Source organism: Streptomyces vinaceus (assembly GCF_008704935.1).
Classification (GTDB): domain Bacteria; phylum Actinomycetota; class Actinomycetes; order Streptomycetales; family Streptomycetaceae; genus Streptomyces; species Streptomyces vinaceus.
In genome coordinates this window covers 1,012,541-1,025,151 of the sequence record NZ_CP023692.1, presented here as the reverse complement: position 1 = coordinate 1,025,151, position 12,611 = coordinate 1,012,541, and the positions used below count along the sequence as shown (strand labels likewise).

At 74.3% G+C, this 12,611-nt stretch carries 12 protein-coding genes; 7 read left to right on the top strand and 5 right to left on the bottom strand.

Annotation, left to right across the window (positions count from 1 at the left end; genetic code table 11):
- Positions 1-5 precede the first annotated feature (5 nt).
- Entirely contained in the window at positions 6-1,409 is a 1,404-nt protein-coding gene (locus CP980_RS04620) for an amidohydrolase family protein (protein WP_150530124.1), read from the top strand.
- Positions 1,406-2,116, top strand: coding sequence for a sulfite exporter TauE/SafE family protein (locus CP980_RS04615; RefSeq protein ID WP_150492705.1), 711 nt, complete (start codon positions 1,406-1,408; stop codon positions 2,114-2,116). Before CP980_RS04620 ends, CP980_RS04615 begins: the two co-directional genes overlap by 4 nt.
- Here CP980_RS04615 and CP980_RS04610 read toward each other — a convergent pair.
- Positions 2,100-3,143 (bottom strand): LacI family DNA-binding transcriptional regulator, encoded by a 1,044-nt coding sequence (locus CP980_RS04610; RefSeq protein WP_132754248.1) that lies wholly within the window; start codon positions 3,141-3,143, stop codon positions 2,100-2,102. The genes CP980_RS04615 and CP980_RS04610 overlap by 17 nt on opposite strands.
- Before the next feature lie 200 nt (positions 3,144-3,343).
- Between CP980_RS04610 and CP980_RS04605 the strand changes: the two genes are divergently transcribed.
- From CP980_RS04605 to CP980_RS04595, 3 genes are all read left to right on the top strand, one after another.
- Positions 3,344-4,177: a class I SAM-dependent methyltransferase gene (locus CP980_RS04605; protein ID WP_229906848.1), complete on the top strand. Its 834-nt coding sequence runs from the start codon at positions 3,344-3,346 to the stop codon at positions 4,175-4,177.
- Positions 4,178-4,475: 298 nt separating this feature from the next.
- On the top strand, positions 4,476-5,231 hold the full coding sequence (locus tag CP980_RS34985; protein WP_167535789.1) for a hypothetical protein: 756 nt from the start codon (positions 4,476-4,478) through the stop codon (positions 5,229-5,231).
- Positions 5,232-5,402: 171 nt separating this feature from the next.
- Entirely contained in the window at positions 5,403-6,182 is a 780-nt protein-coding gene (locus CP980_RS04595) for a polysaccharide deacetylase family protein (RefSeq protein ID WP_132754242.1), read from the top strand.
- Positions 6,183-6,188: 6 nt separating this feature from the next.
- On the opposite strand, the gene CP980_RS04590 is transcribed toward CP980_RS04595, so the two are convergent.
- Entirely contained in the window at positions 6,189-6,818 is a 630-nt protein-coding gene (locus CP980_RS04590; protein WP_150492704.1) for a TetR/AcrR family transcriptional regulator, read from the bottom strand.
- A gap of 101 nt (positions 6,819-6,919) precedes the next feature.
- Here CP980_RS04590 and CP980_RS04585 point away from each other — a divergent pair, with 101 nt between their 5' ends.
- A complete protein-coding gene (locus CP980_RS04585; protein ID WP_132754238.1) occupies positions 6,920-7,963 on the top strand; it encodes an aldo/keto reductase in 1,044 nt (347 codons plus the stop codon).
- 15 nt (positions 7,964-7,978) lie between these two features.
- Here the strand turns inward: CP980_RS04585 and CP980_RS04580 are convergent, their stop codons facing one another.
- Positions 7,979-8,641, bottom strand: coding sequence for a TetR/AcrR family transcriptional regulator (locus CP980_RS04580; RefSeq protein ID WP_150492703.1), 663 nt, complete (start codon positions 8,639-8,641; stop codon positions 7,979-7,981).
- Between the two features lie 61 nt (positions 8,642-8,702).
- On the opposite strand from CP980_RS04580, the gene CP980_RS04575 reads away from it, so the two are divergent.
- The gene (locus CP980_RS04575; protein WP_150492702.1) at positions 8,703-10,340 is read left to right on the top strand and encodes an FAD-binding oxidoreductase; all 1,638 of its coding nucleotides are present in this window, start codon (positions 8,703-8,705) and stop codon (positions 10,338-10,340) included.
- 28 nt (positions 10,341-10,368) lie between these two features.
- Here CP980_RS04575 and CP980_RS04570 read toward each other — a convergent pair whose 3' ends face one another.
- Complete coding sequence (locus CP980_RS04570) at positions 10,369-10,827, bottom strand: SSI family serine proteinase inhibitor (protein ID WP_150492701.1); 459 nt, start codon at positions 10,825-10,827, stop codon at positions 10,369-10,371.
- A gap of 302 nt (positions 10,828-11,129) precedes the next feature.
- On the bottom strand, positions 11,130-12,362 hold the full coding sequence (locus CP980_RS04565; RefSeq protein WP_229906850.1) for a M20 metallopeptidase family protein: 1,233 nt from the start codon (positions 12,360-12,362) through the stop codon (positions 11,130-11,132).
- Between the last annotated feature and the right edge of the window lie 249 nt (positions 12,363-12,611).

Genomic DNA, 12,611 nt, shown 5'->3' with positions numbered 1-12,611 from the left:
GACCGATGAACCAGCTCATCCACGACCTGCGCCGCGAACCCCTCGGCGCGTGCGGCCCGCTGCTCCTCGTGCCCGACGCCGTGCTGCTGCCCGAAGGCCCCGCCGCCGGCACGGCCGTCGTCGTCGCCGACGGCGCCTTCCGGGCCGTGGGCCCCGCCGAGGAGCTGGAGCGCACCCATCCGCGGCTCGACCCCCTGCGGCTGCCCGGCCACCTCCTCATGCCCGGTTTCGTCGACGCCCACCACCACCTCACGCAGAGCTTCGGCTCCGCCCTCGCCTACGGGGAGCCGTCGGAGATCTTCCGCAGGGTCTGGGTGCCGCTGGAGGGCGCCCTGGACGAGGAGTCGGCGTACACGGCGGCGAAACTGGCGGCGCTCGAAGCGCTGCGCGGCGGGTTCACCACCGTCGCGGACGCCGGCAACCGCACCGGTGTGGACGTCGACGTCGTCGCCTCGGCCGCCCGCGACGCCGGGATCCGCTGCGTCCTCGGACTGGTCTGCGACGACGGCGCCGCGAACCAGGACCGCTCCGTACTCGACGAAGCGGCCGGGCACCTGGCGCGGTACGAGGGCGACCCGCTCGTCCACGCTTCCCTCGCCGTGTCCATCCCCGAGGCGGCCACCGAGGCCACCCTCCGGGGCACGGCCCGGCTCGCCGCCGAAGCCGGGGCCACCGTCCAGATCCACGTCAACGAGCACCTGGCCGGCGTCGAGCGCTCCCTGGTGCGCCACGGCTCGCGCCCCCTCGAACACCTGCACCGCATCGGCGCGCTCGGCCCTCAACTGCTCGCCGCCCACGCCACCCTGCTCACCCCCCGCGAGCTGACCCTGCTCGCCGACACGGGGGCCGCCGTCAGCTACAACCCCGTCGCCAGCGCCTGGAAGGGCAACGCGGTCGCCCCGGCCACCGCCATGGCCGAGCGCGGCATCCGCTTCGGCCTCGGCACCGACGGCACCCGGGGCGACGGGTTCCGGCTCGCCGACGCGGCCGAGTTCGCCCAGCGCATCGCGTACGGCCTCGCCACCGGCGACTCCTCGTGCGGCGCCGGGTGGACCTGGCTCGAACACGCCACGCGCGGCGGCGCCGACGCCGTCGGCCTCGGCGCCCGGACCGGCACCGTCGCGGCGGGCCTGGCCGCCGACTTCCTCCTCGTCGACGTCACCAACCCCGAACTCGCGCTCTCCTGGGACCTGCCGTGGGAGCTGGTACGACGTGGCAACCGCGACCAGATCACCGCCGTGTTCGTCGCGGGCCGGATGCGCCTGTGGCGCGGCCTGCCCACCGGATGGGACGGCCCCGCGCTCGTACGGCGGGCGGCCGAACTGGCGCAGGCCGCCGTGGAAGGGGCGCCCATCACCCGGGTCCACCCCACTTCCACGGCCGCCCGGGCGCGGGACACCACCCGATGAGCGCCGGGACACTGACGGCGCTCGCCCTCACCGTGGCCCTCGCCGCCTTCGTCCAGGGCAGCAGCGGGCTCGGCTTCGCCCTGATCGTCGCCCCCGTGGCGGGGATCCTCGATCCCGGTCTGCTGCCGGTGTTCGTCCTGGCGTCGATGATCCCGCTGAACCTGTACGTCGCCTGGCGCGAGCGGGCCGCGCTGGACCTGCGGGGCGCCGGCTGGATCACCGCCGCCCGGCTGGCCGCGACCCCCGGCGGGCTGGCACTGCTGTGGCTGATCCCGGACCGCAGCATCGGCCTGTTCGTGGGCATCGCCACCGCCCTGGCGGCGGTGGTGAGTCTCGCCGCTCCCGCGTTCACCCCCGGCAGGGCCGCCTACGTCGGGGCGGGTGTGGTGACGGGGCTGACGGAGACCGCCACCGGTGTCGGCGGTCCGCCGCTCGCGCTGGTGTACCAGCACCGGCCGCCCGCCGAGCTGCGCGCCACCGTCGCCGTCTGCTTCCTCGTCGGTGAAGTGGCCTCGCTGGTCCTGCTGTTCGCCACCGGACGGGGCCGCGTCCAGGACCTGGGCTGGGCGGCCCTGCTGCTCCCGGTGATCGCCGCCGGGGCGTGGCTGAGCCGCTCGGTGCACCACCGCCTGGACGCGCGCAGGACGCGGGTGTTCGTCCTGCTGTTCGCCCTGGTCTCGGGGGTGGTCCTCATGCTGGGGGCCTGACCCGCAGCGAGGACGCCCGTACGACCAGCCGCGGCGCGGGCGGCGCCACCACCATCGGCACGCCGTCCGCGCCCCGCAGCCGGCCCAGCAGGAGATCCACCGCGCCGGCCGCCGCCCGGTCCAGGTGCAGGTCGACGGCGGTGAGGAGCGGATCGCAGGTACGGGCGCGCAGTCCGTCGTACCGGGTGACGACCATGACGTCGTCCGGTACGGTCCGCCCGCTGTCCCGGACCGCCCGGACCGCACCCACCGCGAAGGCGTCCACCAGCGCGCAGACGGCGTCGGTCCCGGGGTGCTCGGCGAGCAGGGCCGCGCAGCGCTCGTATCCGGCCTGCTCGCCGCCCGCCTCGGGGGCGGTGGCCACGACCGGGGGCCAGCCGTGCTCGGCCGCCATGCGCCCGTAGGCCTCGCGCGCGTCGACGGAGGAGTGCCGTTCGCCGGACCCGATGATCAGCGCCGGACGCTCGGCGCCCTGTTCGCGCAGGTGGGTGAGGAGCATCTCGGTGACGAGCCCGCCGCGCAGGTCCACGTACGGAGCCTGCTCGTCCGGGGAGACGGGCCGGCCGAGCGCCACGTACGGCAGTCCGCGCTCGCGCAGGCGGGCCGTCGCGGGGTCGTCCACGTCCGGCTCGACGACGATCGCCCCGTCGATGTCGACGGAGTGCAGCCCGGAACCGGACCGGACGGGCGGCACGAGGACGAGGGCGTACTCGTGCAGCAGGGCGCTCTCGGCCGCCGCGGCGGCGATCTCCATGTAGAACCCGAGCCGCGAGGCCCCGCCCGCCACCGCGAACGGCATCGAGGAGGCGAGAGCGATGGCCTTGGCCTGTCCGTGCCGCAGCCGCTGGGCCCTGAGGTTGGGCCGGTATCCGAGCTCTGCGGCGACCTGCTTGATCCGCTCCCGGGTGCGGGGGTCGACCTTGCCGAGCCCGTTGAGGGCGTGCGAGACCGTCGTGCGCGACACCCCGGCGACCCGCGCGACATCGGCGATCGTAGGAGGCTTGGGGCCGGGACCGGACGCGGGCATCTGCGTGGACTCCTCACGTGTTGCGGACGGGTGACCCCGTCATCCTCGCCGAACCGTACGACGGAAGCGCCCCGCGGGTGTGCCGGTGACGGTCCCGAACCGGGCCCGGGGCCGGGCGGGTCCCCTGTCGCGAGGGGGATCCACGGGCCACACTGGGGGCTTCGGGGCGCGGCGCCCCGTCGCGAGGAGGTGGTGGCACGGTGCCGGGGACCCCTGAAGAGCAGCCCGCTCCGGAGGTGCGGCCCGAGGTGTGGGAGACGTACGGGCCGGCCGACCTCAGCGCCGTTCCGGTCTTCGCCGGCGGGTTCATCAACTTCGGCTACTGGCAGGCGGTCGATCTCGAACGGCCGCTGTCCCAGGGGGACCGGATCCGCAGCGAGCAGGACCTGTACCGGCACGTGCTCGACGCGGTCGGTCCCGCGGGCGGCCGGGCCGTGGAGGTCGGCTGCGGCCTCGGCCTCGGCTGCGCCCTCGCCCTGGAGGAGTACGGGCCCACGGAGATGACCGGGGTGGACATCCACCCCCAGCAGCTCCGGCGCGCCCGCGAGGCGAACTCCCGCCTCCTCGAAGCCCGGCCGCCGCGGCTGCGCTTCGTGCTCGGGGCGGCGGAGAGCCTGCCGCTCGGGGACGCCGAGTTCGACTGCCTGTACAGCGTCGAGGCGGCCCAGCACTTCCCGGACCTGTCCGCGTTCGCCCGCGAGGCGGCCCGGGTCCTGCGCCCCGGCGGGCGGGTGGCGGTCGCCAGCTTCTTCAGCGTCGAGGGCGCGTCCGCTGCGGCGGAGCGGCTCGCGGGGATGCTCGACTCGTTCGCCAGCGGCCTGGACATCGCCCGGTCCGTCTCCCGGCTCGACGAAGCCCTGGCGGACGCCGGTTTCGCCGACGTACGGACCGCCTCGATCGGTCCGCAGGTCTGGCCCGGCTGGGACCGCTGGCTCGCGCGCCTGTGGGAGCCGGGCACCTGGCCCCGGAACTTCCACGCCGCGTGGGAGCAGCGGATCCTGGACTACTACCTGGTCACCGCCACCCGCCCGTAGACCGCCCGCAACGACGGGTTCGCCGCGTCGGCCCCGTGCGCCCCGGCTCCACACCGGCTTCCCCGGTACCACGGCGGCGGAAGTCCTCGCCTTCGAACCGGATGACGATCTGCGGATGATGGCTTGGAAGATCATGGGAAGCGGCCGGCGGACACACATCACGGACGTGTTGGTCCGTATCGCCGGGCAACTGTGACCGCGGGCGGCTTCCTTCGGGTCGTGTACCGCACAAACTCACACACCTCACAGGTCACCTGGGTAGAGTCCGCGCGCAACACCGTCCATCGGAGGAGCACTCATGTCCGCTCGGGAGATTCCCACCCTCAAGTCCCAGTACGCAGAGAAGGTCGCCGCCGACCTCGACCTGAACACCGGTGAGCAGGAACGCATTCGGCAGGAGATCGCCTCCCTCCAGGAGCGCCTGGCCGGTCTGGAGCAGGACCACGCACTCCTCGTGGGGATGCGGGCGGCCCTCGGCGACGTCGTGACGCCGGTGCCCGCCCCGCGCGCCGGCCGCAAGAGCGCGACGGCCACCGCCGTGACGACCGCCCCCGCGAAGAGGACGCCCGCCAAGAAGGAAACGGCCACGAAGGAAACCGCCAAGAAGGCGACCGTCAAGAAGCCGGCGGCCAAGCAGACGGCGGCCGCGAAGGCGACCGCCGCGAAGGCAGCGGCGAAGGAGCCCGCGAAGGCCGCCGTGAAGGAGCCCGCGAAGGCGAAGGCCGTCGCCTCCGAGGAGAAGCAGGTCCCGCTGACCGAGCTGATCCACCGGCACCTGAGCGGGCAGGCGGAGCCGAAGACGGCCCGCGAGATCGCCCAGGCGCTGAAGGCCGCGGACCCGGGCCGCAGCGTCAGCGACAACCTGGTGCGCACGACCACCGAGCGACTGGTGGCCCGCAGCCTGGCGGAGCGCGTCAAGCAGGGTGCGACGGTCTACTACACGGCCCTCCCGCGCCACGGGGAGGCGGACGCCACCCCGGCGGCCGCCGACGGGACGGCCGGGTCGGCGGCGGAGAAGGAGACGGAAAACACTCCGGTCCCGGCCGGCGCCTGACCGGCCCGTGCCGCGGGCGCCCCGAACGGGCTTCCCCGGGCCGGTCGGACCATCCTCCGGCCCGGGGCGCGGCGCAGGGGCCGATCGGCGCAGACCTGCTCTCCGGCGCGTGGCCTACCCTGGATCGGAATCACGGGTTCCGGGGGTCGAGCGCAAAGGAAGAGCGCGTCCATGGGCATCACCAGCAGTTCCGTGCGTCGTCGGCGTGCGCGATCCGCCGTCGCGGGGAGCCTCCTCGCCCTTCTGCTGGCGGCGGCCGGCACGCCGGCCCTCGCGGCCACGGACGGCTCCGCCGGGCGTTCCGGGGCCGGCTCCGAGCCGGCCCACGGCGCCACCGGGATCCCGCTGGGGATCTCCCGGCTGGCCCAGGGCCCGGGCCGCGACGTCGCCATCACCATCGACGACGGTCCGGACCCCCGCTGGACCCCGCAGGTCCTCAAGGTGCTGAGGGAGAACCACGTCAAGGCCACGTTCTGCATGATCGGCACCAGGGCGCAGAAGTACCCGGAGCTGGTGCGCGAGGTCGCCGCCGAGGGGCATCAGCTGTGCGACCACTCCGTCGACCACGACGTGACGATGGACCACAAGCCCGTGGACTACCAGCGGCGGCAGATACTCGACGGCAAGGCCATGATCGAGAAGGCCGTCCCCGGCGTCGCCGTGAACTACTACCGCGCACCGGGCGGTGCCTTCACCCCCGACAGCCGTGCGATCGCCGCCGCGAGCGGGATGCGGCCGCTGGGCTGGAGCGTGGACCCCAAGGACTGGAGCCGTCCGGGTCTGCCGGCGATCGTCGCCGCCCTGGAGGGCAAGCTGCCCGCGCAGCCGACCGTGCTCTTCCACGACGGCGGCGGCGACCGCAGCGAGACCGTCGCCGCGCTCAAGCAGTACCTGCCCTGGCTCGCCCGGCAGGGCTACGGCTTCACCTTCCCGGCCCGCACCACTCCGTAGGGCAGGTCAGACCGGGGGCCGCCGTACGTACGCCCCCGCTCGCGCCGCCGCCGCCGCGGCCTGCGCGGCGCGGTCCGCATCCGCCTCGTCGAGCGGGAAGGGCGTGGTCAGGAGGCGGTAGTAGAGGGGGGCGGACGTCGCGCGGATCACCTCGTGCGCGTCGGTGCCCTCGGGTACCTCGCCGCGGGCGGCGGCCTGTTCCACGCAGGGCGCCCATGCGTCGACCCGGGCCGAGTAGAAGCCGTACAGCGCCTCCGCGGCCTTCGGATCGGAGCCGGCCGCCGCGATCACGGCCTTGAACAGGGCTCCCTGCCGGGGATCGGCCAGCGTCCGCCGCACCAGCCGGGCGTTGGCCGTCAGGTCCCCGAGGAGCGAACCCGTCTCCGTGCGCGGGAGGGACTGCTGTGCCATGTCCAGCAGCAGGTCGGTCACGAGACCGGTGACCGTGCCCCAGCGGCGGTAGACGGTCGTCTTCCCCACTTCCGCGCGGCGCGCGACGTCGGCGAGGTCGAGATGGGCGAAGCCCTGTCCGGCCAGGACGTCCGCGGTGGCTTCCAGTACGGCTGCGCGCACCCGCGCCGTACGCCCTCCGGGCCGGGCGGTGCCCGGCTCGGCCGCGGCCTCGGTGAACTCCATAACGGGACTCCAGTTCTATTAGTCGTCTCGCGTTGCTACGCTCAAGGCATCTTAACGGAACCCCAGCCCCATTAGCTGGGGTGTGTGAGAGGGGATTCGTCATGGAGTACAGGCGACTGGGTGCCTCGGGGCTTCAGGTTCCGGCGCTCAGCTTCGGCGCCGGGACCTTCGGCGGACGGGGACCGCTCTTCGGGGCCTGGGGCAACACGGGCGTGGCGGAGGCGCGCCGTCTCGTGGACATCTGCATCGACGCCGGCGTCACGATGTTCGACACCGCCGACGTCTACTCCGACGGCGCCTCGGAGGAGGTGCTGGGAGCCGCCCTCAAGGGCCGCCGCGACCAGGTGCTCATCTCCACCAAGGCCGGCCTGCCCACCGGTGGGGCTCCCGGCGACGCGGGCACCTCGCGCTCCCGCCTGATCGCTTCCGTCGACAAGGCGCTGCGGCGCCTCGGCACGGACCGCATCGACCTCTTCCAGCTGCACGCCTTCGACGCCGGAGCCCCCGTGGAGGAGGTGGTCTCCACCCTCGACGACCTAGTACGGGCCGGGAAGATCCGCCACCTCGGCGTGTCCAACTTCTCCGGCTGGCAGGCGATGAAGTCCCTCGCCACCGCCGACCGCCGCGGCCGGGAGCGCTACGTCGCCCACCAGGTCTACTACTCCCTCGTCGGCCGCGACTACGAATGGGAGCTGATGCCGCTCGGGCTCGACCAGGGGCTCGGCGCGATCGTCTGGAGCCCCCTCGGCTGGGGGCGGCTCACCGGCAAGATCCGCCGGGGCCGGGCGCTGCCCGCCGGCAGCAGGCTGCACGACACCGCCGAGTTCGCGCCGCCGGTGGAGGAGGAGCACCTCTTCCGCGTGGTCGACGCCCTGGACGAGATCGCCGGGGAAACCGGCAGGGCGGTCCCGCAGATCGCCCTGCGCTGGCTGTTGCAGCGGCCGACCGTGTCCTCGGTCATCATCGGGGCGCGCAACGAGGAGCAACTGCGCCAGAACCTCGGGGCCGTGGGCTGGACGCTCACCCCGGAGCAGATGGCGAGGCTCGACCGGGCCAGCGCCCGCCCGGCCCCGTACCCCTACTTCCCCTACCACCGTCAGCCGGGCTTCGCCCGCCTCAACCCCCCGGCCTTCCCCTCGCGGTGACCTCCGGCGACGGGGTCAGGGAGTGCGCACGGCCGTCAGCAGGCGGGCGCAGCGGGCACTCATCTCCTGGGCGGACTGGTCGGGATGGGCGATCCACCAGCCCATGAGGGCGCTGACCGTGCCCGTCCACACGTGCTTGAGGGCGTCGGCGTCCAGGGGGTCCTCGTTGCCGTGGCCGCTGAGCAGGGCCGCGGTGCCCGCCGCGGCGAGTTCGTCGATGGCCCCGCGGTGCCGCTGGGCGGCGAGGCGCAGCTCGGATCCCGGCGGCAAGGTCCGGTCGTAGAGGACGAACCAGGCGTGACGCCGTTCTTGGAGGGCCGTGAAGAGTCCGCTGAGAACGGTGTGGGGGAGCCGCTCCCCGGCGGTGGCGGCCGGTCCGCCGGCCATCGCCGCGTCGATGGCCTCGATGACGCGGGCCGCGATGTGTTCGAGGCAGGCGAGGTAGAGCCCGTCCTTCGAGTCGAAGTAGGCGTAGAGCATCGGCTTCGTCACGCCCACGCGCCGGGCGATCTCGGCCATCGACGCGGAGGCGTGTCCGTGCCGGCCGAACTCCTCCAGCGCGGCGGCGAGGATCTGCTCCTCGCGCTCGGCGCGCGGTACGCCCTTCGTCCCCGCGGGTCTGCCCCGGCGCCCGGCCGGCGGGGTGCCGGGTGCGGTCCCGGTGCTTGTGGAGTCCATGAGGCGAACTATACGGTGAAGTAAATTACCAAGCGGTAAATTACCGAAGGGTTATATCGTCATGCCCGAGACCGCGCCCACCGCCCCCGCCGGGTCCGCCGTCCCGCCCCCGCCCCGGCCCCGCCGGTCCTGGTGGGGCTGGGGCACCGAGGACAAGGCCCTGTCCGACGGCGAGTGCGCGGCCCTCGGCGCACTGGTCCCCGGCGCGGCGGCCACCCCGCTGCCGGTGCCCGACGTCCGGTCCGTCGAGCTGCCGAAGCCCCGGGTCACCCCGCCCTCCTCCCTGGCCCACCTGATGTCCGACACCCCGCCCGACCGGGCCTCGCACACCTACGGCAAGGCCTACCGCGACGTCGTACGGGCGCTGCGCGGCGAACTCGGGACGGCTCCGGACCGGGTCGCCTTCCCCCGCAGCGAGCAGGACGTGGTGGACGTACTGGACTGGGCCGCGGGCGCGGACGTGGTCGTCGTGCCGTACGGAGCGGGCAGTTCCGTGGTCGGGGGAGTGGAGTACCGCGGGGACCGGAGGGGCGGCGTGGTCTCGCTGGACCTCGCCGGTCTGGACCGCGTACTCGACATCGACACCATCAGCAGGGCGGCGCGGATCCAGGCCGGTGTGCTCGGACCCGACCTCGAAGCCCGGTTGCGGCCGCACGGCCTGACCCTGCGCCACTTTCCGCAGAGCTTCGAGTTCTCCACCCTCGGCGGTTGGCTGGCGACGCGCGCCGGAGGCCACTACGCCACGCTCCTCACCCACATCGACGATCTGACCGAGTCCCTGCGCGTGGTCACCCCGGCCGGGGTCAACGAGTCGCTGCGCGTGCCCGGTTCGGGCGCGGGACCCTCCCCCGACCGACTCTTCCTGGGATCGGAGGGCACGCTCGGCGTGATCACCGAGGCGTGGATGCGGCTCCAGGACCGGCCCCGCCACAAGGCGTCCGCCTCGTACCTGTTCGACGACGTCAAGGCCGCGACCGCGGCGGTGCGCGCCGTCGCGCAGTCGGGGCTGCACCCGGCCAACTGCCGGCTGCTCGATCCGGGCGAGGCGGCGCTCGCGGGCGTGGCCGGCGGCGGGCGGAGCGTACTCGTCCTCGGGGTGGAGTCCGCGCACTTCCCCGTCGCCGGCCGCCTCGCCGAACTGGGCGCCCTGGTACGGGACCACGGCGGTTCGCCCGCCGGGGGCACGGGCGACGCCCCGGGAGACGACTCCGCGGCCGGTTCGTGGCGCTCCGCGTTCCTGCGCATGCCCTACCTGCGCGACGCGCTCGCGCGGATGAGCGTGATCAGTGAAACCTTCGAGACGGCCTGCACCTGGGACCGTGCCGAGGGCCTGTACGAGGCCGTGCACCGGGAGCTGGGCGCCGTCGTGCGCGAGGTCACCGGCGCCGAGGGGATGATCAACTGCCGTTTCACCCACGTCTACCCCGACGGCCCCGCCCCCTACTTCACCGTCATAGCCCCCGCGCGGCGCGGCGCGGAGGCCGAGATGTGGGACGAGATCAAGTCCGCCGCCATGGAGGTGCTCGGTGCGCACGGGGCCACCGTCACCCACCACCACGCCGTCGGCCGCGACCACCGGCCCGGATACGACCGGCAGCGCCCGGAGCCGTTCGCCCGGGCGCTGCGGGCCGCGAAGCACGCGCTCGACCCGGCGGGGATCCTCAACCCCGGAGTCCTCTTCGACGGGGAGCGGAGCTGAACGCGTTGCGCACGCGCGGCGGATGGGGTCAGAACGCGAAGGTGGCGTTCCCGTTGAGGGTCGCCGACATCGTGCACGCGTTGGCGAAGGTGTGCTTCCAAGCGATGCGGCTGCCCTTCCAGACGCCGTCCGCGGTGACGGTGACGGGGTCGTAGTGCATCGGACAGGCCCGGTTCCGGTCGGGGGCCGCCAGCAGCTGGTTCAGGCTGCCGCCGGTGGCGGCGAGGGCCGCGCAGGCTGCCTGGGGGTCGGGGTGCGTGCCCTGGGCGGACGGCGCGCAGCTGAGGGCGACCGCACGCGAGACGGCGGCGTCGCCGTCGCCGGGGGCGACCGCGAGGACCACGGCGGAGGGGGCGTACAGGCTCGCGGGCTGCGCCTCGGCGATCCCGGTGGCCCCGGCGAGGGGGAGGAGGGCGGCGGCGGTGACAGCGGCGATGCGGTGACGCACGACAGTACTCTCTTTCGATTCGAAGGGAGGATGCAGCATTTGGCTGCGGTGTATCGGCTGGACGTGGATGAGTCTTGCTGGTGCGAAGGTCGTGCGCACATCGATGACCGATTTACGGACACGGCGTTCGATTACCGGCGACCGAACGGTCGTTCTGCCAGCTCACCCCTGGTGTGAGCCCTTCGCGATCAAGCGCGGACGGAGCGTGACAGCGGGTCTGAGGGCCACATTGCAGGCCGTTGACCTGCTGTCGGCCGCGCGTGGTTCACCGAACGGCCACCCAGGCTGACCGGATAGCGCCGTTCGGGCCCTTCGGCGGCGGGTGCGGGAGGCGCGGCGGGTCAGCCGCGCCGCGGCGCGGACGCGTCGCCGGCCCGCAGGGCCGCGGCCGCGTGCAGGGCCGCCCCGGCGGCCAGTGCCTCCTCGTCGAAGACGACCCGGGCGGAGTGCAGGTCTGCGGCCCCCTCGGGGGCGAGTCCGGGCGGCCGGGCCCCGAGGAAGGCCATCGCCCCGGGCACCCGTTCCAGCACGTACGAGAAGTCCTCGGCCCACATGAACGGCCGGGGAAGGCGGTGGACCCGGCCGGGACCGAGGAGCGCGGCCGCGGCGTCGTGCAGGGCGGCGGTGCGCGCCGGGTCGTTGACGACGGGCGGGTAACCCTCGGTCAGAGTGGTCTCGGCGCGGGCCGCGTGGGCGGCGGCCACGTGGTGGGCGACGCGGGTGATGCTCTCCCGTACGAGCTGCCGCGTAGCGGGGGAGAGGGTGCGGAAGGTCCCGGCGATCTCCGCCGTGTCGGGGATGACGTTGCCCGCCGTACCCGCGTGGACCGAGGCGACGGTGACCACCGCCGGATCGTGGACGTCGACGGTACGGGTGACCATGCTCTGCAGGGCCTGGACGATCTCGCAGGCGACGGGCACCGGGTCCAGCCCGAGGTGCGGGGCGCCGGCGTGGCCGCCGCGACCGCGGACGGTCACCCGGAACCGGTCGGAGGCCGCGAACGTCGGCCCGGGGCGCAGGCGGAGGGTGCCACTGTCGAAGCGGGTGGTGAGGTGCAGGGCGAAGGCGCAGTCGACCCTCCCCCCGGCCGCGGTCTCCAGCACCCCTTCCTCGATCATGCGCAGGGCGCCGCCGCCCGACTCCTCCGCGGGCTGGAACATGAACACGACGCGCCCCGCCAGCTCCGAGCGCCGGGCCGACAGCAGCCGGGCGGCCGTCACCAGCATGGCGGTGTGCGCGTCGTGTCCGCAGGCGTGCATGGCGCCCGGTACCCGGGAGGCGAAGTCCAGGCCGCTCTCCTCCTCCAGGGGCAGGGCGTCCATGTCGGCGCGCAGCAGGACCGTCGGGCCGGGCAGGGCGCCTTCGAGGGTGGCGGTGACGGAGCTGAGGCCCGAGCCGGTGGCGAGGTGCAGCCGCAGCCCGGCCAGCGCGTCCAGGACCGCCTGCTGGGTGCGGGGCAGATGCGTCCCGAGCTCCGGGTCGCGGTGGATGGCGCGGCGCAGGGCCACGGTGTCGGGCAGGAGGGCGTGAGCCTGCGCGAGCAGCCCCGACAGCGGCTCCCGGGCGGCGGTCACCGGTCGGCCCTCACGACGCCTCCGGGCAGGTCCCGTTCCACACCGCATGCACCTCGCCCGTGATCGCGTACCCCCCTGGACGCCGAGGGTAGAGGGCGGGTGCCCGGCGTCGGCCGCGCCGCGCGGAGGGCGAAGACGGCCTTCGGCTCGCGGAGTCACGGAATCCGGATCGCCGGGTGTGGGAGCGCGGACGAGGGGCAGGCGCGCCGTGACGAGAGTCCGACCCATCATCGACGACGACCACCACGG

Bases quoted from the DNA above. Each gene is read 5' to 3' on its own strand.
- CP980_RS04620 (WP_150530124.1), top strand. From the start codon at position 6: ATGAACCAGCTCATCCACGACCTGCGCCGCGAACCCCTCGGCGCGTGC.
- CP980_RS04615 (WP_150492705.1), top strand. From the start codon at position 1,406: ATGAGCGCCGGGACACTGACGGCGCTCGCCCTCACCGTGGCCCTCGCC.
- CP980_RS04610 (WP_132754248.1), bottom strand. From the start codon at position 3,143: ATGCCCGCGTCCGGTCCCGGCCCCAAGCCTCCTACGATCGCCGATGTC.
- CP980_RS34985 (WP_167535789.1), top strand. From the start codon at position 4,476: ATGTCCGCTCGGGAGATTCCCACCCTCAAGTCCCAGTACGCAGAGAAG.
- CP980_RS04595 (WP_132754242.1), top strand. From the start codon at position 5,403: ATGGGCATCACCAGCAGTTCCGTGCGTCGTCGGCGTGCGCGATCCGCC.
- CP980_RS04590 (WP_150492704.1), bottom strand. From the start codon at position 6,818: ATGGAGTTCACCGAGGCCGCGGCCGAGCCGGGCACCGCCCGGCCCGGA.
- CP980_RS04585 (WP_132754238.1), top strand. From the start codon at position 6,920: ATGGAGTACAGGCGACTGGGTGCCTCGGGGCTTCAGGTTCCGGCGCTC.
- CP980_RS04580 (WP_150492703.1), bottom strand. From the start codon at position 8,641: ATGGACTCCACAAGCACCGGGACCGCACCCGGCACCCCGCCGGCCGGG.
- CP980_RS04575 (WP_150492702.1), top strand. From the start codon at position 8,703: ATGCCCGAGACCGCGCCCACCGCCCCCGCCGGGTCCGCCGTCCCGCCC.
- CP980_RS04570 (WP_150492701.1), bottom strand. From the start codon at position 10,827: ATGCTGCATCCTCCCTTCGAATCGAAAGAGAGTACTGTCGTGCGTCAC.